A 22,825-nucleotide genomic window follows, 5' to 3' on the forward strand; every position below is an offset into this window, starting at 1 on the left:
CGGACGAAGCATCCGGATATCCCGACATGCCAGACCCGTGGACCCTCCGCTACCAGGGCTTCGACCCCGACGAGGAGAGGCTGCGGGAGGCACTGTGCGCGGTCGGCAACGGTTACGTGGTCAGCCGGGGGGCCGCGCCCGAGGCGGTCGCCGACGGCGTCCACTACCCGGGGACGTACCTGGCCGGCTGCTACGACCGGGCGGAGTCGACGGTCGCGGGGCGGGTCGTCACCAACGAGGACCTGATCAACTGCCCGAACTGGCTGCCCCTGACGTTCCGCCCGGCCGGCGGCACCTGGTTCACCGGCCCGCCCACCGAGCAGACCCTGGAGCTGGACCTGCGCCGAGGTGTGCTGACCCGCACCGCCCTCGTGGTCGACGACCGGGGACGGCGGACCCGACTGGTCCAGCGCCGCCTCGCCAGCCAGGCCCGGCCGCATCTGCTCGCCCTGGAGAGCACTTTCACCCCGGAGAACTGGTCCGGCCCGCTGGAGGTCCGCTCCGGCCTGGACGGCGGCGTCGCCAACACCGGAGTCTCCCGCTACCGAGGACTGACCGAGCGCCACCTCGTCCCGGCCGGCCAGGGCGTGGACGAGGCGGGGCTGCTCCAACTGGAAGCCGATGCGGCCAACTCGCCGCTGCGGATCGCCCTTTGCGCCCGGACGAGTACGGACCGGGCGGAAGTGACGACCGAGTGCCGCGAGGGCTGGGTGGCCCACCTCCTCACCGTGGACGCCGAACGCGGCGAGCCCGTCACGGTGGAGAAGACGGTCGCGCTGCACACCTCCCGCGACCCGGCGATCGAAACCCCGCTGCGCGCCTCCCTCCTGCTCGCCGCCGAGGCCGGGCGCTTCGAAGAGCTGCTCGCCGAACACGCCCTGCGCTGGACGGAGTTGTGGCGCCGCTGCCGGATCGACGCCGACTTCGAGGGCACCGGCCCGCTGCACCTGAACCTCTTCCACCTGCTCCAGACCTACTCCGAGCACTCCGTCGACCTGGACGTCGGCATCCCGGCCCGCGGACTGCACGGCGAGGCGTACCGGGGCCACGTGTTCTGGGACGAGCTGTTCGTCCTGCGGCTGCTCAACCTCCGTTTCCCCGAACTCGCCCGCGCCGTCCTCCGTTACCGCCACCGCCGCCTCGACGCCGCCCGCCGGCAGGCCCACGAGATCGGGATGCACGGCGCGATGTACCCGTGGCAGAGCGCGAGCGACGGCCGGGAGGAGTCCCAGTACCTGCACCTCAACCCGCTGTCCGGCCGCTGGCTGCCCGACCACACCCACCTCCAGCGGCACGTCGGCTCGGCGGTCGCCTACAACATCTGGCAGTACTACCAGGCCACCGGGGACCGGGACTTCCTCGCCACGGCCGGCGCCGAGACGCTGCTGGAGATCGCCCGGTTCTGGTCCTCCGCCGCCGCCTACGACCGGAGCCGCGGGCGCTGGTCGATCCGCGGCGTGCTCGGCCCCGACGAGTACCACGACGCCTACCCCTGGGCGGACCGGCCGGGCCTCGACGACAACGCGTACACCAACGTCCTGGCGTCCTGGGTGCTGGCCCGCGCCCAGGACGCCCTGGACGTCCTGCCCGGCTACCGCCGCGACGAGCTGCGCGAGCGCCTCGCCCTCGACGACTGTGAGCTGGACCGCTGGCAGGAGGTCGGCCGGCACCTGCACGTCCCCTTCCACGAGGGCGTGCTCAGCCAGTTCGCCGGCTACGAGCGGCTCGCCGAACTCGACTGGGAGGCCTACCGGCGCCGCTACCCCGACCTGCGCCGGCTCGACCGGATCCTGGAGGCCGAGGGCGACACGGTCAACCGCTACAAGGCGTCCAAGCAGGCCGACGCGCTGATGCTCTGGTTCCTCTTCTCCGCCCGCGAGGTCCGCGACCTGCTGCGCCGACTCGGCCACCCCGCCGGCCACGAACTGCTCCGCCGCACCACCGGCTACTACCTGCGGCGCACCGTCCACGGCTCGACGCTCAGCTCCGTAGTGCACGCCTGGGTGCTCACCCGCTCCGACCGCCGCGCCTCCTGGCGGCACTTCCGCGACGCCCTGGTCGCCGACCTCCTGGACAGCCAGCGCGGCACCACGGCGGAGGGCGTCCACCTGGGCGCCATGGCGGGCGCGGTCGACCTGCTGCAGCGCTGCTACACCGGCCTGGAGATCCGCGAGGACGCCCTCTGGCTCGACCCTCACCTGCCGTCCGCCCTCGGCCGGCTCGAACTGGACCTGCGCTACCGGGGCCACTGGGGCCTCGTCATCGCCGTCGACCGGCGGACGGCCACGGTGAGCCTGCGCGAGGACCGCCAGGAGCCGGTCCGGATCCGCCTGCGCGGCACGCAGGCGGTGATCCGGCCCGGCGAGACCCGCCGCTTCCACCTCTGAGGCCGTCGCCCGCACTCCCTCACCGGCGTCTACTCCCTCACCGGCGTCCGGACCAGCGCGGTTCCACCTGCTCCCAAGCGGACTCCCAGCCCGCCTCGGCCCGCCGGTCCAGCTGGTGGCGGCGCAGCGCGAAGGCGCCCTCCGCGCCCAGCCCGAGTACTGCGACCGTGCCGAGGCCCACCAGGACGGCGTCGGAGAGGATCTCCTCGGTCCCCTTGGGTGCGCCGACCGGGTACCCGGCGTCGTTCAGCCCGACCGGGACGGCCGTCCCGACGAGCGTGCCCTCCGGGACCTGGATGCTGCCGGCGCCGGGACCGGCCGGGTACGTCCAGCGGGCATGCGCCCACGCGCTGCCCGACCGGGCGTCATCCGATACCGCCGAACCCGTCGTCAGGGCGGTGACGGTGTGCCGGTGCCGGGTGGTCTGCTGCGCGCTGTGGGTCTCCGCGCGGTACATGACCAGCGCCGCGACCGTCGCCACAACGAATGCGGCGAGGATCGTCAGCGCCAGCCCGGACACCAGACGGCTGTACGCCCGGTCGAGCGGGCGGCAGAGCGGATTGCGGTCCCGGCCGGCGGCCCGGCGGACGTGCTGTCGCAGGGACGTGTGCGAGGACGGGTGCCTCTGTCTGGTGGCTACGGCGGACATGACGCGCCCTCCTCCGTGCCGGGACGGCCATCTGCTGTCACGGCTCAGTATTGCGAGCCCGCTTCCGCCGTCCGAGGGCCGGTCGGCCCCGGTGTCAGGTCCCGAGGGCCCTCGTCACGGTCACTCGTCCTCCGCGAGGCGCGAGCTTTCCGCTGCGCCCGCTCTCCCGAGCACAACCTCCGGCCGCGCTGCGCGCAGGGGCCGGCGGGCCCTGTAGCCGGGACCGTCCGGCCCCTGCGGCACGGGCAGGCCGGTGGTGACATGGAAGTACGGGCGGCCGAGCGCGCCCCGGCCCCACACCGACCCAGGGAGGACGGCATGAAAGCCGCCGTCGGAGACCGCATCATCGTCCAGGGCACCCGGCCGGGCGCGGCGCGCAGGGACGGCGAGATCGTCGGCCTGCACCACCCTGACGGCAGTCCGCCGTACGACGTGCGCTGGTCGGACAACGACCGGGTGACCGAGTACTTCCCCGGTCCCGACACCCGGATCCACCACTACCACCACAAGGACGAAGACGCCGCCGTGACCGTCCCGCCGAACCCGCACCTCTTCGCCGACTGACGGACCGCCGCCGTGACCGTCGCCTCCCATGCCCCGACCAGCGCCGACGGGTTGACCACCACCGAGGCGGCGCGGCTGCTCGCCGAGCACGGCCCGAACGTGGTCGCCGCCGACCACCGGGTACCGCTGTGGGCCCGGGTGGCCGCCCAGCTGCGCGACCCCCTGATCATGGTGCTGCTCGGCGCCGTGGCGCTGACCCTGGCCATCGGCGACCACCCCGACGCGGTGGTCATCGCGCTGGTGATCGTCGTCAACACGACTGTGGGCGTCGTCCAGGAGGTCCGGGCGGAGAGCGCCGTCGCGGCGCTGTCGCGGCTTTCCGCGCCGGCCGCGCGGGTACTGCGCGACGGGGAGCAGCGGAAGGTCCCGTCCGCCGAGCTCGTCCCGGGCGACGTGGTGGCCCTCGCCGAGGGAGACGTCGTCCCGGCCGACGCCCGGCTCATCGAGTCGGCGGCCCTCCTGGTCGACGAATCGATGCTGACCGGCGAGTCCCTCCCGGTGGCCAAGGCGGTCGAGGCCGAACGCCCGGCGGACGGCGTGGTGCAGGCGGGGACGGTGGTCCTGCGGGGCCGGGCCCTCTCCGTGGTCACCGCCACCGGCGCCGCGAGCGCGCTCGGCCGGATCGCGGCGCTGCTGCGGCCCCGGCCCGAACCCACGCCGCTCCAGCGGCGGTTGGCCGGACTGGGCCGGGTGCTGGCCGCCGTGGCGGTCGGCCTGTGCGCGGTGGTCTTCGTCCTCGGTCTGCTCCGGCACCAGCCACCCGGGGAGATGGGGGTGACGGCGATCAGCCTGGCGGTCGCCGCCGTACCGGAGTCGCTGCCCGCCGTCGTCACGCTCGCGCTCGCTCTGGGCGCGCGGCGGATGGCGACCCGCCACGCCGTCGTCCGACGGCTGCCAGCCGTGGAGACGCTCGGCTCGGTGACCGTCCTGGCCACGGACAAGACCGGGACGCTCACCCAGGGCCGGATGGTGGTCGAGCGCCTCTGGTCGCCGCATTCGGCGGCCACCGTCACCGGCCTCGGGTACGGGCCCGCAGGTGAGCTCCGGCTCGACGGAGCTGCCGACGACGAGCTGAAGGACCTGCTCACTGCTGCCGCGCTCTGCAACGACGCCGCCCTCCGGCCGCCGACGGGCGAGGACGGCGAATGGGGGGCGCTCGGCGATCCCACCGAGGCCGCCCTGCTGACGGCCGCAGGCAAGGCCGGCCTGGACTACGAGCGGCTGCGGGAGACGTTCCCCAGGGTCGCCGAGACGCCGTTCGACAGCGCCCGCAAACTGATGAGCACGGTCCACCGGGCGCCCGACGGCAGTCTGCTGGCCTGCCTCAAGGGTGCACCGGAGGCAGTCCTCGACCCTGCCGTGCTGGCCGAGCCCCCGGAGCTGCTGGAGAAGACCCGACGCGCGGCCGCTCGGCTCGCCACCGAGGGCTCCCGGGTGCTCGCCGTGGCCGAGCGACGCCTCGATCACCTCCCCGAACCACCGGAGGAGGCCGAGCAGGGGCTGAAGCTCCTCGGCCTGACGGCGCTCGCCGACCCGCCCAGGTCCTCCGCGGCCGCCACCCTCGCCGCCTGCCGCCGCGCCGGCATCACACCGGTCCTGGTGACCGGCGACCACCCGGCCACCGCCCGGGCCCTGGCCGTCCGCATCGGCCTGCTCGAACCGTCCGCCGGCCCCGAAGCGGTGGTGAACGGGCAGGCCCTCGCGGCCGGGGAGGTCACCGACCTCACCCGCGCGCGGGTGTTCGCCCGGACCGACCCCCGGCAGAAGCTCGACATCGTCCAGGCCTGGCGTGCCCGGGACGCCGTCACCGCGATGACCGGCGACGGTGTCAACGACGGCCCGGCCCTGCGCCAGGCGGACATCGGTGTGGCCATGGGCCGGCGAGGCACCGAAGTCGCCCGCCAGGCCGCCGACCTGGTCCTCGCCGACGACGAACTCGCCACCGTGGTCAGCGCGGTGGAGGAGGGCCGCCGGGTCTACGACAACATCCGCCGCTTCCTGGTCTACGGGCTGGCGGGCGGCGCGGCCGAGATCCTGGTGATGCTGGCCGGCCCGCTGTTCGGCCTGGCGCTGCCACTGCGGGCGGGCCAGATCCTCTGGATCAACCTGCTCACCCACGGCCTCACCGGCGTCGCCATGGGCGCGGAGCCGGCCTCCCCCGGCGCCATGGCCCGGCCCCCGCGCCCTCCGCACCAGCACATCCTGGGCTCCGGCGTGTGGCAACGGGTACTGCTGCTCGGCCTGGTGGTCGCCGCGGTCGCCCTCGGCGCGGCGCTCTGGGCCCGCAACGGCGAACGGCCTTGGCAGACCGTCCTGTTCCTCGCACTCCTGGCCGCGCAGCTCGGCACCGTCCTGGGCCTGCGCGAGAGGCTGCTGACCCGCGCGAACCCGTTCCTCCCCGCAGCCGTCCTCGCCTCCGCCGCGCTCGCGGCGGCCGCCCTGTACCTGCCGTTCCTCCGCGAGGTGCTCGACACCGCGCCGCTGTCCCCGGCCGACCTCGCCGCGCCCGCAGCTGCCGGGCTCGCCGGGTTCGCGGCGGCACGGCTGTGCAAACAGGGGATCTGACGCCGTCGGCCGCGCTGGCCACCGACCGCTACGAAGCCTTCGTGGAGTCCTACCTGAGCCGGGCCCCGGAGCCGAACGAACGCCGCTGGAGGGGTGGCTCCGGTGCCTGGGCCGGTCGGCCCTCGTGCCGGGCGCCGGGCCTGTCTAGCGTGGGAGCAGGAGTCCGGGCACCGGGCCCGAGGAGGAGCCATGACACCCCCGAGTTCCGACGGCCTACGCCGTCCCGTCGTTCTCGGTGTCGACGCACACGACACCGGCCGGATGACCGCCGCCTGGGCCGCCGACGAAGCCGACCGCCGGGGCCTGCCGCTGCAGCTGGTGCACGCCGTCCCATCCCTGTTCCGCGAGTTCCGCGCCTTCGACGAGGGCCGCTACCACAAGGCCCTGCGCGAACGCGGCGATCAGGCGCTCGACCGGGCCGCTGCCGTGGCCCGGGAACGGCACCCCGATCTCGCCGTGACCACCGCCATCGCCGAGGATGTCCCGGCCCCGGTGCTGTGTCGGGAGTCCGCCCACGCAGCACTCGTCGTCCTCGGCTCACGCCGACTGGGCCGGACGGCGGAGGCCCTGAGCGCCTACTCGGTGACCGTCCCGGTCAGTGCGCAGGCTCACTGCCCGGTGGTCGTCGTCCGCGACCCCGAGCACATCACCCAGGACCCGCCGTACGTCGTGGTCGGCGTGGACGGCAGCCCGTCCTCGGAGCCCGCCGTCGACTTCGCCTGCGACTTCGCCGACGAACGGCATGCCGCCGTGCGCGTCCTCTGGGTCTGGCAGCGTCCGCCGGTCGGCAATCCCGACGATGCCGCCACCGAGCAGGTCCTCCGGCGGCTGCTCTTCGAGAGCACCACCGGGCGGCACGAGTTCCATCCCGACGTGGCCATGTCCCACGAGCTGGTGCACGGCCACCCGGTCGAGGAACTGGGCAGGGCCTCCGAGCACGCCCTCGCCGTGATTGTCGGCCGCCGGGGGCGCGGCGGTTTCACCGGGATGCGGCTCGGCTCCGTCCCGCACGGCCTGCTGCACCGCGCGCACTGCCCGGTCGTGATCGTGCCCTCTTCCCCGCGCTGAACCGGCTCGACGTCGAGAGACGCCGACCTCGACTCCCCGCTCCCGACCTGTACGGAGGACATCGTGAACGGCCCGGTCGTCGTGGGATTCGACGGCTCGCCCGAAAGCCTCGCCGCCACCGAGTGGGCCGTCCGCGAGGCGCAGGGCCGCAGGTGTCCCCTCGTGCTCCTCCGAGCCTGGCCCTGGCCGACGCGGGACGTGGTCGGGAGCGACGAGACCTACCACCGCGCCATGGCGCAACTGGCGACCCGCGAGGCGGAGTTGAGTGCCCTGGGAACCGGGTTTCCGGTCACCTCCTCCCACGTGCGCGCCGAGCCGGCCGAGGCGCTGGAGGAGGCCGGCCGGCGCGCCGCCCTGCTGGTGCTCGGCTCACGCGGGCTGGGCGCCGTGCACGGCTTCCTGGTCGGCTCGGTGAGCCAGGAGGTGCTGCGCCGGGCCGCCTGCCCGGTGGTGCTCGTCCGTTCCGGGGCGGGCGAGCCGGACGGTGCCGTGCTGGTGGGCCTCGACCTCGCGCACCCCGCGGACGAGGTACTCGCCTTCGCCTTCGAGGCCGCCGCCCACCGCGAGGCACCACTGCGGATCGTCCACGCCTGGTCGCCTCCGGCCGGCAGCGAGTACATGGCGCTCGACGCGATCGGGGGGCAGGAGAAGGACCTGTCCTCCATCGAACGCACCCGGCTTGCGGAGGTCCTGCCGCCCTGGCGGGCCCGGTACCCCCACATGGACGTGACGGCGAGCCTCGTCCGGGGCCACGCCGCCGCCGTCCTCGTGGACGCTGCGGCGACGGCCCGGCTGCTCGTCGTCGGCCGCCGCACCCGCCGGATGCCGCTCGGTGCCCACCTCGGCCCGGTGGCCCACGCCGTCATCCACCACGTCCGCTGCCCGGTCGCGGTCGTCCCGCACGGCTGATCCGGACCGTCCGGCAGCCCGATCCGGGCCGAACGGCCCGCGCCCGGACGGTACTCCCGGCGTAAGCCTGAGGGTGACGAAAGGTGGAGACCATGCACGCCGTGATCGTGTACGAAAGCATGTACGGGAACACCCGCGAAATCGCCGAGGCCATCGCCGAGGGCGTCCACGAGGCCGACCCCGGCGCGTCCGTCGACTGCCTCCCGCTGACCGAGGCCGGCACCGACGTGACGCGGTCCGCGGACCTGCTGGTCGTCGGCGGACCGACCCACATGCGCAGCATGTCCTCCGGGCTCAGCCGCCGGATGGCCGTCGCGGCCGAGAACCACAAGGAGGGCCACGAGGCCGCCGCCGCCGAGGCCCGGACGACCGCCGAGGGGCCGGGCCTGCGCTCCTGGTTCCACAGCCTCCCGAAGACCGAGCCGGGCACCTACGCCGCCGCGTTCGACACCCGGGGCGCGACGCCCGGATCCGGCGGCGCCGCCGAGGGCATCGCCCAGCGGCTGTCCCGCCATCACTACGACGTGGTCGCCGAACCCGAGGGCTTCGTCGTCGAGGGCTTCGACGGCCCGCTGCGCAGCGGCGAACTCGACCGCGCCCGTGCCTGGGGCGCCGGCCTGGTCTGATCGGCCCGACGCCTCCGGAAGGGGAGACCATGCAGCATCGAACCGTCCGTGACGTGATGACCCGGGATGTGGTCGTCGCCCACCGCGAGACCACCTTCAAGGAGATCGCCGGCCTGTTCCACCGCAACGCCATCTCGGCCGTTCCTGTGGTCGACGAACGGAACCATCCGGTCGGCCTCGTGTCCGAAGCCGACCTGGTCCGCAGGGAGTCCGCCCTCCTGGACGAGGACCACCCGCTCACCCGGCGGCTCCACCCGCACCGGCGGTACCTCGCGGAGGCCGAGCTGGCCGAGCAGTTGATGACCAGCCCGGTCGTCACCGCCGAGGCCGACTGGACGCTGGTCAAGGCCGCGCGGGTGATGGAGCGCAGGCGGCTCAAGCGGCTGCCCGTGGTCGACGACGAGGGCCGACTGACCGGCATCGTCAGCCGCGGCGACCTGCTGCGGCCCTTCCTGCGCGACGATGCCGAGATCCGTACGGAGATCACCCACGACGTCCTGCTCGGCACCCTGTGGCTACCGGCCGGCGATGTCGACGTCACCGTGGAGGACGGCGTCGTCACGCTGACGGGCACGGTCGAACGCCGGAGCCTCGTCCCGGTCGTCGAGCGGATGTGCCGCTCGTTGGACGGCGTGGTGGCCGTCCGCCAGTCCCTCGGCTACCGGAACGACGGCTCTGTCCCGTAATCGGTGGTAACCAAGGGTGACCGGCATCGTTGGCGTGGTGTGCGAGATGTCAACGAGCTTGTGAGCGTGGTGTTTTCGGGGCTCTCGGCGCTGGTCATCGAGGGTGTGGCGGACGAGGGCGACCTGATCCGGGTGACGGCGCGGACCCGGGATGAGCCGGTGCCGTGCCCCGTGTGCGGGACGCCAACAGGGCAGGTACACGGTTTCCACGGGCGAAGGGTCGCGGACGTGCCGGTGGACGGACGGCGGGTCGTTGTCTCGGTGAGGTTGCGGCGCCTGGTGTGCCCGGTGCTCGACTGCCGGCGGCAGACGTTCCGCGAGCAGGTTCCCGGCGTCGTGGAGCGGTATCAGCGCCGCACCAACCGTCTGGCCGACCAGCTCGGCTCTGTGGTCAAGGAGTTAGCGGGCCGGGCGGGCGCCCGCCTGTCACGCGTGCTGGCCTGCTGGATCTCCCGCTCGACCGCCCTGCGCGTGCTCATGCGCAGGGCACTGCCGCCGCCGCGCGTCCCGCGCGTGCTCGGCGTCGACGACTTCGCCCTCAAGCGCCGACACCGCTACGCGACCGTGATCATCGACGCCGAGACCGGCGAACGGATCGACGTCCTGCCCGATCGCAGCGGCGAGACCCTGGCGGCGTGGCTGCGCGAGCATCCCGGGGCCGAGTACGTCTGCAGGGACGGCTCCGGCTCCTACGGCGAGGCGATCCGCCAGGCCCTGCCCGAAGCGGTCCAGGTCAGTGACAGGTGGCATCTGTGGAGCAACCTGTGCGGCAAGGTCCTGGCCGAGGTCCGCTCCCACGCCGCCTGCTGGGCCACCGCCGTGAACCCCGTCCGGCCCGGGGGCGTGCGCGAGCAGACCACCCGCGAGCGCTGGCAGCGGGTCCACGATCTGCTCGACAAGGGCGTCGGCCTGCTCGAATGCGCCCGCCGCCTCGATGTCGCCCTGAACACCGTCAAGCGGTACGCCCGCATGATGGAGCCCACCGGCGACCGCCGTGCACCCCGCTACAAGCCCACGCTCGTCGACCCCTACCGCGACCACCTGCGTACTCGCCGCGTGGAAGACCCGGCCGTCCCAGTCCTCCAGCTCTTCAGGGAGATCAAGGAGCTGGGCTACACCGGGAGCCTCAACCTGCTCTACCGCTACATCACCCAGGGCCGGGCCGAGGGCGACAAGCCCGTCACCACCCCACAGCGCTTCGCCCGCCTCCTTCTCACCCGCCCCGAGAACCTGCGCGACAAGGACGCCGCACTGCTGCGGGAACTCACCAAGGCCTGCCCCGAGATGACCGAACTCTCCTGTCTGGCAGGTGAGTTCGCAAAGCTTCTGACCCCGGCAAAGGGCAACGACGCCAAGCTCACCGACTGGATCACGGCAGTTCACACCGTCGACCTGCCCCACCTGCATTCCTTCGCGAACGGCCTCGAACTCGACCGTGCCGCCGTCGATGCCGGACTCACCACCCCGTACCACAACGGCCGCACCGAGGGCGTCAACACGCGAACCAAGCGGATCATGAGGCAGATGCACGGCCGAGCCGGGTTCACCCTCCTCCGTCACCGCATCCTCCTCCAGTGATCACTACACAGCGCTACCACCGATTACGGGACAGAGCCGGAACGACGACACCCCCGCCATCACCGCGCCCCCGGAAGTGCGCGCGGTGCTGGGTTCCCACTCGGCACCCCACCACTGAACATCACAGCCGGGCCGGATCCTTCGGGATCCGGCCCGGCGGGCCGCGCCTCCGTCCCGACCGCGGGAGTTGGAGTAGCGGCTGTCGGGGTTCCACAGCAACGGTCGGGCTGGAGCCACTACCCGGCCCGCCGGGCCGACGGCGGGGGCAACGGGCACGGCACCGAGGTGTTCCCGACTCAGTCGGACAGGCGCACCGCGAGGGCGGGCCTGATCCGGGCCGCGTGCCGGGCCGGGCCGAGCGCGGCCAGCAGGGATGCCAGCAGGGTGGCGCCGGTCAGGGTGAGGATCGGGCCCCACTCGATCGGGAAGCCGCCTTCGAGCCCCGTGAAGGCCGAACTCTTCTGGTACATCAGCCAGGTGGTGAGCACGCCGAGGACGCTGCCCAGCAGGACGCCTTCCAGGGCGACGAAGCCGCTCTCCCAGAGGAACGAGCGCTCGACCGTCCGGGCCTGGCAGCCCAGGGCGCGCAGCACGCCGATGGTGCGGCGGCGTTCCCGAACGGCCCGGACCATGACCACGCCGAGGCCGGTGATGCCGATCAGCAGACCGAGGGCGAGGAAGCCCTGCATCAGTTTGAAGAAGGCGGTGTCGGCGGCGAACAACCGGTGCACGTCGGAGGCGATCGGGCTGGCCACCAGGCTGGCCGAGAGGTGCTCGCCCTGGAGACGACCGGCCAGCGCCTCAGGGGAGACCCCGGGAAGCGTGCGGACCAGGGCGCTGGCGGTCTGCGCGTCGGCACCGAACTGCCGGGCCACGCCCCGCTCGCCGGCGATCAGCGGGTAGATCGTGGCGCTGTTCCCGTTGGCCGGGTAGAACGCGAGCCCGCTCTTCAGGACGCCGGCGATCACCTTCTGTTCGGAGCGGCCGGTGCTCGGGTCGGTGAGCGTGAGGGAGTCGCCGGGGGTGAAGTACTTGCCCGCGGGGCCGCCGGTGGAGCCGAAGAAGTTGTCCACGACGACGTACTGGGGGTGCGTGGCGAGCGCCTGCCAGACGGCCCGGTCGTCGGGAAGGCCCGGCAGCCGGTCGCGGAAGGCGATGCTCGTGACCGCGCCGTCGGGCACGCCGACGACCGCCGTGTCCAGCGGCCGCGTGGTGCGGTGTCCGGGGTCGGTCGACTGCCCGCGCGCGTTGAGCAGCGGGGTGACGCCGGCCGTCTGGGCGGCGAGCGGACCGGTGCGCAGGGCGGCGAGCGGATCGCCGCCGACGGCCTGCGGGTTGTAGTCGAGCCGCAACGTGTAGCCGGCGGTCGCGTCCCTGGTGGCCTGGCCGACGCTGGCGTTCACCAGGCCGGAGATCTCGGTGAGCAGCACCAGGACGAGCGCGATGAGGGTGTACATCACCAGGGTGGAGCCGGTGCGGAAGCGCTTGGAGAGTGGGTAGGCGGCGGCCAGCCGCAGGGCGAGGCCCTGTTGGGTGGGGCGCGCCATCGCGCGGCGCAGCGGCCGCATCAGTGCCTGCTGGTTCTCGCTGACCAGGATCACCGCGGAGAAGGCGGCGAGGCTGCCGAGGATGACGTACACGGCCATCGACGGGGTGTCGAACACGCGCGGGCGCACCACGCTGGCGGTCAGGGACCAGACCAGGACGAGACCTGCGGCGACGCTCGCGACGACGCGGCGCGGTAGCACGCGCCGGGCCGCGGGGACGGCGAAGGCGACGGCGAGCGCGGGCAGCAGGTAGGTCTGCTCCGCCTGGCTGCGGGCGACCGCCGGAACGGCCGCCACGGCGCACAGCACGGCCAACGCGCTGGAGATCGCCAGAAGCCGGCGGCGGGGCCGGCGGCCGGGCTCGGCCGGCTGTTCCCGGATCGCGGCGATGACGTTGAAGCGGCTGATCCGGGCGCTGGTGACGGCGATCGCGGCCAGGGCGATCGCCAGCCCCAGCGCGGCCCCGTTCAGCAGGCTCGTCGGCGTGACGGCGAAGACGATGGAGAGGCCGCCGCCGTCCACCGACCAGCCGCGGAAGATCTGGGCGGCGATCAGGGCGACTCCCCAGCCCACGCCGACGCCGATCAGCACCCCGGGAATCGTGGCCGCCAACGCGTAGGCCGCGCCCTCCAGGGTGAAGGAGCCGACCAGGCGGGAGCGCTTGAGGCCGACCGCTCGCAGCATGCCGAGCTGCGGCTTCCGCTCCTCGGCGAGCATCACGAAGATGTTCACCAGTAGCAGTGCGCCGGCGATGATGCTGAAGCTGCCGATCATGAGGAACAAGGCCCCGAGGACGTCCCCGGTCCGCTTGGCCTCCTGGAGCACGGTGTGCTTGGGAGCGTCGACCGCGGCGCGGCTCGCGTCTGGACCGAGGGCGGTACGGATCTTCGCCGTGACGGAGTCGGTGAGCTTCTCGCCCGTCTCGACACCGCCCCGGTTGGAGACCATGGTCACCGACAGCGGCTGCGCGCCCGTGGCGCCTCGCGCCGCGTCCAGCGCACCCGGGGGGAGGAACACGTCGCGGTTGACGCGGCCGCCGAGGCCGGCCCCGGCCAGGCCCTGCTGCGGCACCACCCGCTCCACCCGGTAGTCGACCGGCTGCCCGTAGAGGTAGAGCGTGATCAGCTGCCCGCTGCCGACCCGGAGCGACCGGGCGAGGGGCTCGTTGAGCACTACCTGGCCGGGCTGTGGCGTCGGGCCGTGCAGGCCGGAGCCCCCGCCTGCCGTGCCGAAGCGGCCGGCCGCGCTGAGGTCCATCTGCCAGGCGAGCACCCGTGGTTCGGCCAGCGGCTGGGCGCCGCCGTGGTTCGCGGCAGCCGCCTGGGCGACCTGAGCCGTGAGGACGCCGTCGACCTCGGGATCGGCGGCGAGCGGCTGCAATCGGTCCGCCACGGCCCGTCCTGCGCCGGCGTCGGTGGTGACGATCCGTTCGTCGACGGGGCCGAGCGTCTGGTAGGCCTGCTGCCGGACGGAGAAGTTCAGGGTGTCGCCGACGACGAGAGCGCCGACGATGATGGCGGTGCCGAGCGCGGAGCCCGTGATGACCAGGGCCGCCTCAGTGCGGCGCCGGGCGACCTGGCGCAGCGCCAGCCGCCGGACCACCGGCTGCCGCACGGCGATCACGAGAAGGGCGAGCAGGGCAGCGGCGACCGCACCGAGCACCGGCGGAAGCAGGTTCGGATACATCGCTCAGCCCGCCCGCTGCAGTTCGGTCTGCCGCTGGTCGGAGACGAGACGGCCGTCGCGCATCCGGACCAGGCGGGGCAGTCGGCGGCCGATCGCCTCGTCGTGGGTCACCAGGACGATGGTCTGCCCCTCGTCGCGGTTGAGCGCCGTCAGCAGGTCCATCACCTGGCCGGCCATGATGCTGTCCAGGTTGCCGGTGGGCTCGTCGGCCCAGACCACGGCCGGACGTGCGACCAGGGCCCGGGCGATGGTGACGCGCTGCTGCTCGCCGCCGGACAGCTCGCTCGGGCGGTGCGTCACCCGGCTTTCGAGGCCCACCCGCTCCAGCATGCCGATCGCGCGGGCGCGGGCCTCGCGCGGCGGGGTGCCGGTGAGCAGCAGCGGGAGTTCGACGTTCTCGGCGGCCGTGAAGACGGGGATGAGGTTGAACGCCTGGAAAACGAAGCCCATCGCCCGGGCCCGGTGTTCGGTGCGTTCGGCGTCCGACATGGCGAACAGGTCCCGGCCCTCGACCTCGACCCGGCCGGCGTCGATGTCGTCGAGGCCGGAGAGGCAGTTGAGCAGGGTGGTCTTCCCCGACCCCGACGGGCCCATCACGCCGACCAGTTCCCCGTGCTCCACGGTCAGGTCGAGATCGCGCAGGGCGGTCACCTCGACCGTCCCGGTCCGGTAGGTCTTGCGCACGCCGGTCGCGGCCAGCAGTGGCCGGCGGAAATCCATGGCAACTCCCGGAGTCAGTAGGGCAGCGGCCGGCCGGACGGCGTGCGCAGGTCCAGAGGCGGAGGCTGCTGCGGGCGGGTGGGCCGGGTGATGACCTTGATGCGGATCATCTCCGCCACCTCCTCGGGGATCGGGCTCGCTGCCCACTCTCGTCGCCGCGTCGGTGAGCGGGCAGGGGCCGTCGGGCGCCCTCCCCCGGACCACCAGGGCCCTTCGCGGGCGCAGACCGGCCCTGGTCGAGGGGGCCGGTCGGCCCTGCCGCCCCGTCGGAGCCCCTTCCTACGGTGGTGGCGAGGCACGCGGCACCACCCGGTGGAGGAAGTGATGACATCCGCCAGCGAACGCCCCGCAGCGGCACTCGACGATGACGCGCCCGGGTCCTGCCCGACGGACGAGTGGGCCTGACCGTGACCGGCAACGGCCAGGCCACCCGGCGACCCGCCCCACCGGGTGCGGGTGAGGAGGCCCCGGACCCGCGCGAGCCCCTCGGTCTGCTCTTCCGCGATCTGCGGACCTCATCCGACGGCCTGACCGAACGCGAGGCCGTTCGCCGGCAGACCGTGTACGGGCCCAACGCGCTCACCCGTCGGGAGGGCCGCCGCTGGCCGCGCGAGCTGGCCCGCCAGTTCACCCACCCCCTGGCACTGCTGCTGGCGTGCGCCGCCGTTCTGGCCGCCGTCAGCGGTGCTCCCAACCTGGCGGGCGCGATCGTGGCGGTGATCGCTCTGAACGCCCTGCTCGCCTTCGTACAGGAGCGGCAGGCCGAGCGTGCGGTGGAGGCCCTGGCCGGCTTCCTGCCCGAGGAGGCGACGGTGATCCGCGACGGCCGGCGACGGCCGGTGCCGGCGACGGAGCTGGTGCCCGGCGACGTCCTGGTGGTGGAGGAGGGCGACCGCGTGTCGGCCGACGCCCGGCTCCTGTCGGGCGGGGTGGAGGTCGATCTCTCGGCACTGACCGGCGAGTCGCTGCCGGTGTTCCGGTCCGCCGAGTTCACGGATGGCGGCGGTCCTCTGCTGGACGCCCGCGACCTGCTGTTCTCCGGTGCCTCGTGCACCGGCGGGCAGGCCCTGGCGGTGGTGACGGCGACGGGCATGCACACCGAGCTCGGCCGGGTCGCCGCGCTCAGCCAGCGCACCCGGCGCGAGGAGAGCCCGCTGGAGCACCAGGTCAAGCGGGTCGCCCGGCTGATCGCCGTGATCGCGGTCGGGGTCGGGGTCGCGTTCCTGCCGATGGGCCTGGCAGCGGGTCTGTCGCTGACCGCGGCGGTGGCCTTCGCCATCGGCCTGCTCGTCGCCAACGTGCCCGAGGGCCTGCTGCCGACGATCACCCTCGCCCTCGCCTCGGGCGTGCGCGACCTCGCCCGGCGCGGGGCGGTGGTCAAGCGGCTGTCCGCCGTGGAGACCCTCGGATCGACGACGGTGATCTGCACCGACAAGACCGGCACGCTGACCGAGAACCGGATGCGGGTCACCGAGGTGTGGACTCCGGGCACCGGGACGACCGGGACCGCCGAGCCGGGTGAGGAGGTTCTGCTGCTTGCCGACGCCGCCGCCACCTGCACCACCGCCGATCCGGCGGCGGGGCACGGGGACCCGACCGAACTCGCCCTCCTCGACCTGGCCGCCCGCCTCGGTACCGCCCGCACACCGGGCCGACGGGACCACGAGCGCCGGGCGTTGTTCCGCTTCGACCCGCACGTCAAGCTGATGACCACCGCCGACGCCCGCGATGGCGCGGTCGTCCTGCACACCAAGGGCGCCCCGGAGGAGGTGCTCACCCACGCCACCCAGCTGCTCGACCACGGCACCGCGCGCCCGCTCACCCCGGCCGACCGCACCGAGGTGGTCCACGCCGTCGGCAGGATGGCCGCACGCGGACTTCGCGTCCTCGCCGTGGCGCGGCGGCCGCTCCCGCCCGGGCAACCGCCTCCGACCCGCCGTGAGGAGGCCGAACACGACCTCTGCCTCGTCGGCCTGGTCGCCATGGCCGACCCGCCCAGGCCCGAGGTGGCGCAGGCCATCCGGCAGGCCCACCGGGCCGGTGTCACCGTGCACGTGGTCACCGGCGACAACGGGTTGACCGCGGCGGCCGTCGCCGAGCAGGTCGGCATCGGCCACCGCGGTATGCGCATCGTCACCGGCACCGAGCTCGACGCGATGGGCGACGACCGCCTGGACGCGCTGCTGGCCCGGGGCGAGGAGGTGATCTTCGCCCGCACCTCGCCCGAGGCCAAGCTGCGGATCGCCGACGCGCTGCGGTCCGAGGGCCACACCGTCGCCATGACCGGGGACGGGGTCAACGACGCGCCCGCTCTGCGACGTGCGGACATCGGCGTCGCCATGGGCCGCTCCGGCACCGAGGTCGCCCGGGAGGCCGCCACGATGGTGCTCACCGACGACGACTTCGCCACCATCGTCGCGGCCGTCGAGGAGGGGCGGCGCACCTACGACAACATCCGCAAGTTCATCGTCTACATCTTCACCCACGCCGTTCCGGAGGTCGTCCCCTTCCTGGCCTTCGCCCTCGCCGGCGGCGCGATCCCGCTGCCGCTGACGGTGATGCAGATCCTCGCCATCGACCTGGGCACCGACACGCTCCCGGCCCTCGCCCTCGGCCGCGAGCGCGCCGAGCCGGGGCTGATGGACCGACCGCCCCGGCCCCGCTCGGAGCGGGTGATCCGACCGGCCATGCTCGCCCGTGCCTGGGGCTTCCTCGGTCTGATCTCCGCCGCGCTGGTCATGGGCGGCTACTTCCTGACCCTCAGTGTCGGCGGGTGGCAGCCCGGCGACCCGACCGGGCCGGGTACGGCGCTGCACCTGACGTACCAACAGGCCACCACCGTCGCCTGGTTGGGCATCGTCGCCTGCCAGATCGGCACCGCCTTCGCCGCCCGTACGGACCGGGCCCCGCTGCGCGCGATCGGCGTGTTCAGCAATCCGCAGCTGCTCGGCGGCATCGGCTTCTCGCTGGCGTTCGCCGCCGCGATCGTCTACGCGCCCGCGCTGCACAGGGTGTTCGGCACGGCGGCGCTCTCCCCCGCCCAGCTGCTCACCGTGGCTCCGTTCCCGTTCCTGGTCTGGGGCGCCGACGAACTGCGCCGCGCGGTCGTCCGCCGCCACACGGCCGCGCCGACGCCCTCGGCGCCGCCCGCGCCGGTGCCGGCCGCCGCCGAGGAGACTCCGCATCATCCGCTCCCCGTCCTGCTCGCCCGGCACGGCTGGAGCGCCCACCGGCTCACCCACGCCCTCGGCGTCGGCGAGCACGCGGCCGCCGACATCGTCGCGCACGCCCACCGGATCGCCGCCCAGCACGGACACCGAGCGCGGTGAGCTCCCGGCAACCGGGCCGAACGGCCCTGATTCGGCGACCGACCGGGCCGGTTCCCGGGGGCGTCCGCCTCTGCGGGCGGCGACCGCCCCGGGTGGACAGTGGCAGTGAGGGAACCCTCGGCGCGTCCGGCGCTACGAGGGCACTTTGCGAGCGCGCCTGGAGGACGCCATGCGCCGTGTCATCCGCTTCCGCGGCCTCGGCCGCCAGGACGTCGGCCTGGTCGGCGGCAAGAACGCCTCGCTGGGCGAGCTGATCACCGCTCTGGGCCCCGCCGGGGTCAGGGTGCCGGACGGCTTCGCCACCACGGCCGACGCCTACCGTGAGCTGCTCGACGCCGGAGGCCTGCGGGAACGGATCGCCGCGCAGGTCGATCGGCTGCACGACGGCGCCCCGCTGGCCGAGGTCGGCGCCGCCATCCGCTCCGCCGTCCTGGCCGCTCCCCTGCCCCTGGCGCTCGAACGCGAGGTCGTGGAGGCGTACGGGCGACTCGCCCGCGAAGCCGGGCGGGAGGACCCGGACGTCGCCGTCCGCAGCAGCGCCACGGCCGAGGACCTGCCGGAGGCGAGCTTCGCCGGCCAGCAGGAGACCTTCCTCAACGTCCGGGGCGCCGAGGCCCTGCTGGAGGCCTGCCGACGGTGCTTCGCCTCGCTGTTCACCGACCGGGCGATCGACTACCGCGAGCGGATGGGCTTCGACCACCTCGCCCTGGCCCTGTCGGTCGGCGTTCAGCTGATGGTGCGCTCCGACCTCGCGGGCGCGGGCGTGGCGTTCACGCTGGACACCGAGACCGGCTTCCCCGGGGTGGTCGTCATCAGCGCCGCCTGGGGGCTGGGTGAGACGGTGGTCAGCGGCCAGGTGGACCCGGACGAGTACACGGTGTTCAAGCCGACACTCAAGGACCATCGGCTCGACCCGGTGGTCCACGTCCAGCTCGGGGCCAAGCGCCGCAAGGCCGTGTACGCCGCGAACGGCTCGACCCGGACCGTCGACACCGACGCCCGCGAGCGGGCGCGCCAGGTGCTCGGCCTCGGCGACATCCGCACGCTCGCCGAGTGGGCCGTGGCGGTGGAGGAGCACTACGGCTGCCCGATGGACCTGGAGTGGACCAAGGACGGGATCGGCGGGCAGCTGTTCCTCGTTCAGGCCCGGCCGGAGACGGTGCAGTCCCGCCGCCACGGCGAGGTGCTGCGTCGCTTCCGGCTGACCGGCACGGGCGAGCGGCTGGTGGACGGCATCGCCGTCGGCGAGGCGATCGGGGCCGGGCCGGTGTGCGCACTCGCCGAGCCGGTCGGGCTGGAACGTTTCCCCCAGGGCGCGGTCCTGGTCACGCCGATCACCGACCCGGACTGGGAGCCGCTGATGAAGCGGGCATCCGCCATCGTGACCGACCACGGCGGGCGCACCTCGCACGCGGCGATCGTCAGCCGCGAGCTGGGCGTGCCGGCGGTGGTCGGCACCGGGTCGGCCACGGCGGTGCTGGCGGACGGTCAGGAGGTGACGGTCTCCTGCGCCGAGGGCGCGGACGGCCACGTCTACGGGGGCCTGGTCGACTACGAGGCGACCGAGACCGACCTCGGTTCACTGCCGACAACGCGTACCAAGGTGATGCTCAACCTGGCCGACCCCGGCGCCGCGTTCCGCTGGTGGCGCCTGCCGGCGGACGGCGTGGGGCTGGCCCGGACGGAGTTCGTGGTCGCCCACCAGGTGCGCGTCCACCCGATGGCGCTGGTCTACCCCGAGCGCCTGTCGGCGGAGGACCGGCGGGTCGTCGACGAGCTGGCCTACGGCTACCCGGACCGGACCGACTACTTCGTCGACCGGCTCGCCCACGGCGTAGCCCGGATCGCCGCCTCCCGCTGGCCGGACCCCGTGGTGGTGCGCACCAGCGACTTCAAGACCAACGAGTACGCCCGGCTGATCGGCGGCACACCGTTCGAGCCGACCGAGGCCAACCCGATGATCGGCTGGCGCGGTGCGAGCCGCTACTACGACCCCGGGTACCGCGAGGGCTTCGCCCTGGAGTGCCGGGCGCTGCGCCGAGCCCGCGACGAACTCGGACTGACCAACGTCGTGGTGATGATCCCGTTCTGCCGCACACCGCAGGAGGCCGACCGGGTGCTGGCCGTCATGGCCGACAGCGGGCTCGCCCGGGGCTCGAACGGCCTGCGGGTGTACGTCATGGCGGAGATCCCGGCCAACATCCTGCTCGCAGAGCAGTTCGCCGAACGCTTCGACGGCTTCTCGATCGGCAGCAACGACCTCACCCAGCTCACCCTCGGTGTCGACCGCGACTCCGGCCTGCTCGCCCACCTCTTCGACGAGCGGAACCCGGCCGTCACCCGCAGCATCGAGAGCCTGATCGCGACCGCCCACGCGGCCCGCCGCCACGTCGGACTCTGCGGCCAACGCCCTAGCAACGACCCGGACTTCACCCGCTTCCTGGTCCAGGCCGGGATCGACTCGATCTCCGTGACGCCGGACAGCTTCGCCGCCGTCAAGCGCGCCGTGGCCGACGCCGAACTCGGGTGACCCTCCATCCGGAGCAACCCCGCGTGCCGGGGGCTTGGTGCCCGCCGAGACTGGAGCACCAGGCTCCCGGCGTTCGGAAAGGAGAACCTGATGGCGGCGACACCGCTGTCGGCACCTGTCGATCTCAATCATCCCGGGCACTACGTCCACTGGGGCGTGGTGCAGATCTCCGTGGCGAACCTGGTCGTGATCGGCGTGATGGTGCTGCTCTTCGTGGCCGCGCTGCTGCTGCCGTTCCCGAGGGGACGGCACCGCGATGACTAGCTGGACCGGCGCGGTGCGACGGTTCGCCGTCCGTCGGCTGCCTCCGGAGAAACTGCTGCCGGACGCCCAGCCGGTGTACCTGGCCTCGTGGATCTACCTTTTCGGTGTACTCACGTTGTCCTCGCTGGTGGTGGTGCTGGTCTCCGGCGGGGTTCTGGCGCTGGAGGGCCCGGGGTGGTGGCACGCCTCCGCGGTCGGGAAGTACGTGAACAGCGTGCACCTGTGGAGCGCCGAGCTGTTCATGGCATTCATGGTGATCCACCTGTGGGGCAAGTTCTTCATGGCCGCCTGGCGCGGGCGGCGGGCCCTGACCTGGGTGACCGGTGCGGTCACCTTCCTGGCCGCGATCGCCACGGCCTTCACCGGGTACCTGGTGCAGCAGAACTTCGACTCGCAGTGGATCTCCGGACAGGCCAAGGACGCCCTCAACGCCGTCGGGATCGGCGCCTGGTTCAACGTCCTGGACTTCGGTCAGATGTTGATGTGGCACATTGTGCTCTTCCCGCTCGTACTGGTGCTGCTGACGGCCTGGCACATCCTCCTGGTCCGCACGCGCGGTATCGTGCCGCCGATCGACGCCGCACCGCCGGAGACGACGTCGTGAGGCGCTCCGGCACGCCGGAGGCGGCCGACTTCCCCACCCGCCCGTACGACCTGATCAAGGAGTTCACCATCGTCCTGGTGGTGGTCGCCCTGCTGAGCGCGGGCCTGGCCGCGTTGTTCTCGTCGCCGGACGAGAAGCCGATCACCCTGGCGGTCTGGTCGACCGCCGACCCGGCCGACTTCACTGCCACGGCGGTCGCGGAACTCGCGGGCACCAGCACCTCGGCGGGCTACGGCCCGCCCTACAACTACACCCCGGGCGCCGGGCAGAAGATCGGCCCGGTCGGACTGCAGCGCGCCGCCGGGGTGCGCATCCCGGTCGACCCAGCCGAGGACTTCGTGCTGCGTCCACTGCGCCAGTCACCCGAGCCCGCCGAGGTCACCGCCGCGCTCACGACCTGGAGCACAGCCTCGGCCGACCAACGGCAGTCCTGGAGTTCGGCGTACGCCGACGCGCTGGACAAGGCCCCGGACGGCGATCCGGCCAAGGTGGCCCCCGGCGACTACGGCCCGGTGCCGACGCTCACAGCCGGGCTGCTGGCCCTCGCCCAGTCCGGCGCACTGGACGGCCAGCTGCTGGCGCAGGGGCGCTTCTACCAGACCGACTACACCCGACCGATGCTCTTCCTCTCCAACGGCTCCTACCTCTCGGACCAGGCGACCGCCCAGCACCTGACCGGCAGCCAGTGGGGCATGATGAACGAGACCGGCAACTATCCGGGCCAGGCCTGGCTGTGGCTGTACACCTTCTGGTACCAGATCGACCCGTTCAAGACCTCGAAGAACGCGGACGCGGAGGTCTGGGCGATCATGGCTGTGCTCAGTCTGGCGCTGGTTCTGGTCCCCTTCATCCCGGGCCTCAGATCCGTTCCCCGCTGGACCCGGGTGTACCGCCTGATCTGGCGTGACTACTACCGGGGCGAACCTCGGCCCAGCCGCAGCACCCGTGGTCCTGGGAAGGCGGCGGGCTGACGGACACCGGCAGACGGGACGGCGACCGCCGGTCAGCAGATCGGGAGCAGTTGTTCGCGGCGAGCATGTGGACCACGCGTCCCGATTGTCCGCGTCTCCGACCAGCCGCGGTCAGACCGAGCGAGGCGGGGGAAGCCGGCGC

General features: G+C 73.4%; 16 protein-coding genes. 13 read left to right on the forward strand and 3 right to left on the reverse strand.

Annotation, left to right across the window (positions count from 1 at the left end; genetic code table 11):
• Window positions 1-26 precede the first annotated feature (26 nt).
• Window positions 27-2,387 (forward strand): glycoside hydrolase family 65 protein, encoded by a 2,361-nt coding sequence (locus F7Q99_RS34335; protein ID WP_153469135.1) that lies wholly within the window; start codon window positions 27-29, stop codon window positions 2,385-2,387.
• Window positions 2,388-2,424: 37 nt separating this feature from the next.
• On the opposite strand, the gene F7Q99_RS34340 is transcribed toward F7Q99_RS34335, so the two are convergent.
• Entirely contained in the window at window positions 2,425-3,036 is a 612-nt protein-coding gene (locus tag F7Q99_RS34340; RefSeq protein WP_153469138.1) for an Rv1733c family protein, read from the reverse strand.
• A 318-nt stretch (window positions 3,037-3,354) separates the two neighbouring features.
• Here F7Q99_RS34340 and F7Q99_RS34345 point away from each other — a divergent pair, with 318 nt between their 5' ends.
• The 7 genes from F7Q99_RS34345 to F7Q99_RS34375 all read left to right on the forward strand — a co-directional run bounded on the left by F7Q99_RS34345 (window position 3,355) and on the right by F7Q99_RS34375 (window position 11,032).
• Window positions 3,355-3,600 carry a DUF1918 domain-containing protein gene (locus F7Q99_RS34345; protein WP_153469141.1) on the forward strand — a complete coding sequence of 82 codons (246 nt, stop codon included), beginning with the start codon at window positions 3,355-3,357 and terminating at the stop codon, window positions 3,598-3,600.
• A gap of 12 nt (window positions 3,601-3,612) precedes the next feature.
• The gene (locus F7Q99_RS34350; RefSeq protein WP_326847466.1) at window positions 3,613-6,165 is read left to right on the forward strand and encodes a cation-translocating P-type ATPase; all 2,553 of its coding nucleotides are present in this window, start codon (window positions 3,613-3,615) and stop codon (window positions 6,163-6,165) included.
• A 189-nt stretch (window positions 6,166-6,354) separates the two neighbouring features.
• Entirely contained in the window at window positions 6,355-7,233 is an 879-nt protein-coding gene (locus F7Q99_RS34355) for a universal stress protein (RefSeq protein ID WP_153469144.1), read from the forward strand.
• Window positions 7,234-7,296: 63 nt separating this feature from the next.
• Window positions 7,297-8,142, forward strand: a complete 846-nt coding sequence (locus F7Q99_RS43475; protein ID WP_326847467.1) for a universal stress protein — start codon at window positions 7,297-7,299, stop codon at window positions 8,140-8,142.
• Window positions 8,143-8,234: 92 nt separating this feature from the next.
• Complete coding sequence (locus F7Q99_RS34365) at window positions 8,235-8,768, forward strand: flavodoxin family protein (RefSeq protein WP_153469147.1); 534 nt, start codon at window positions 8,235-8,237, stop codon at window positions 8,766-8,768.
• A gap of 29 nt (window positions 8,769-8,797) precedes the next feature.
• Window positions 8,798-9,454 (forward strand): CBS domain-containing protein, encoded by a 657-nt coding sequence (locus tag F7Q99_RS34370; RefSeq protein WP_153469149.1) that lies wholly within the window; start codon window positions 8,798-8,800, stop codon window positions 9,452-9,454.
• Window positions 9,455-9,493: 39 nt separating this feature from the next.
• Window positions 9,494-11,032 (forward strand): ISL3 family transposase, encoded by a 1,539-nt coding sequence (locus F7Q99_RS34375; protein WP_456114939.1) that lies wholly within the window; start codon window positions 9,494-9,496, stop codon window positions 11,030-11,032.
• Between the two features lie 296 nt (window positions 11,033-11,328).
• On the opposite strand, the gene F7Q99_RS42870 is transcribed toward F7Q99_RS34375, so the two are convergent.
• Both F7Q99_RS42870 and F7Q99_RS34385 read right to left on the reverse strand, forming a co-directional pair.
• Complete coding sequence (locus F7Q99_RS42870) at window positions 11,329-14,265, reverse strand: ABC transporter permease (RefSeq protein WP_153469152.1); 2,937 nt, start codon at window positions 14,263-14,265, stop codon at window positions 11,329-11,331.
• A gap of 3 nt (window positions 14,266-14,268) precedes the next feature.
• Window positions 14,269-14,985 (reverse strand): ABC transporter ATP-binding protein, encoded by a 717-nt coding sequence (locus F7Q99_RS34385; RefSeq protein WP_153469155.1) that lies wholly within the window; start codon window positions 14,983-14,985, stop codon window positions 14,269-14,271.
• Window positions 14,986-15,392: 407 nt separating this feature from the next.
• On the opposite strand from F7Q99_RS34385, the gene F7Q99_RS34390 reads away from it, so the two are divergent.
• The 5 genes from F7Q99_RS34390 (at window position 15,393) to F7Q99_RS34410 (ending at window position 22,683) form a co-directional block, all read left to right on the forward strand.
• Complete coding sequence (locus tag F7Q99_RS34390) at window positions 15,393-18,314, forward strand: cation-translocating P-type ATPase (protein ID WP_326847468.1); 2,922 nt, start codon at window positions 15,393-15,395, stop codon at window positions 18,312-18,314.
• Window positions 18,315-18,483: 169 nt separating this feature from the next.
• Window positions 18,484-20,844, forward strand: a complete 2,361-nt coding sequence (ppsA, locus tag F7Q99_RS34395; RefSeq protein ID WP_153469158.1) for a phosphoenolpyruvate synthase — start codon at window positions 18,484-18,486, stop codon at window positions 20,842-20,844.
• A gap of 90 nt (window positions 20,845-20,934) precedes the next feature.
• Entirely contained in the window at window positions 20,935-21,108 is a 174-nt protein-coding gene (locus F7Q99_RS34400; RefSeq protein ID WP_153469161.1) for a hypothetical protein, read from the forward strand.
• Window positions 21,101-21,712 carry a cytochrome b N-terminal domain-containing protein gene (locus F7Q99_RS34405; RefSeq protein WP_153469164.1) on the forward strand — a complete coding sequence of 204 codons (612 nt, stop codon included), beginning with the start codon at window positions 21,101-21,103 and terminating at the stop codon, window positions 21,710-21,712. Before F7Q99_RS34400 ends, F7Q99_RS34405 begins: the two co-directional genes overlap by 8 nt.
• Window positions 21,709-22,683, forward strand: coding sequence for a hypothetical protein (locus F7Q99_RS34410; protein WP_230211145.1), 975 nt, complete (start codon window positions 21,709-21,711; stop codon window positions 22,681-22,683). The genes F7Q99_RS34405 and F7Q99_RS34410 overlap by 4 nt, the downstream gene beginning before the upstream one ends.
• Window positions 22,684-22,825 lie beyond the last annotated feature (142 nt).

Origin of the sequence: Streptomyces kaniharaensis (assembly GCF_009569385.1) — a bacterium.
Taxonomy (GTDB): domain Bacteria; phylum Actinomycetota; class Actinomycetes; order Streptomycetales; family Streptomycetaceae; genus Kitasatospora; species Kitasatospora kaniharaensis.

Bases quoted from the DNA above. Each gene is read 5' to 3' on its own strand.
- F7Q99_RS34335 (WP_153469135.1), top strand. From the start codon at position 27: ATGCCAGACCCGTGGACCCTCCGCTACCAGGGCTTCGACCCCGACGAG.
- F7Q99_RS34340 (WP_153469138.1), bottom strand. From the start codon at position 3,036: ATGTCCGCCGTAGCCACCAGACAGAGGCACCCGTCCTCGCACACGTCC.
- F7Q99_RS34345 (WP_153469141.1), top strand. From the start codon at position 3,355: ATGAAAGCCGCCGTCGGAGACCGCATCATCGTCCAGGGCACCCGGCCG.
- F7Q99_RS34355 (WP_153469144.1), top strand. From the start codon at position 6,355: ATGACACCCCCGAGTTCCGACGGCCTACGCCGTCCCGTCGTTCTCGGT.
- F7Q99_RS34365 (WP_153469147.1), top strand. From the start codon at position 8,235: ATGCACGCCGTGATCGTGTACGAAAGCATGTACGGGAACACCCGCGAA.
- F7Q99_RS34370 (WP_153469149.1), top strand. From the start codon at position 8,798: ATGCAGCATCGAACCGTCCGTGACGTGATGACCCGGGATGTGGTCGTC.
- F7Q99_RS42870 (WP_153469152.1), bottom strand. From the start codon at position 14,265: ATGTATCCGAACCTGCTTCCGCCGGTGCTCGGTGCGGTCGCCGCTGCC.
- F7Q99_RS34385 (WP_153469155.1), bottom strand. From the start codon at position 14,985: ATGGATTTCCGCCGGCCACTGCTGGCCGCGACCGGCGTGCGCAAGACC.
- ppsA (WP_153469158.1), top strand. From the start codon at position 18,484: ATGCGCCGTGTCATCCGCTTCCGCGGCCTCGGCCGCCAGGACGTCGGC.
- F7Q99_RS34400 (WP_153469161.1), top strand. From the start codon at position 20,935: ATGGCGGCGACACCGCTGTCGGCACCTGTCGATCTCAATCATCCCGGG.
- F7Q99_RS34405 (WP_153469164.1), top strand. From the start codon at position 21,101: ATGACTAGCTGGACCGGCGCGGTGCGACGGTTCGCCGTCCGTCGGCTG.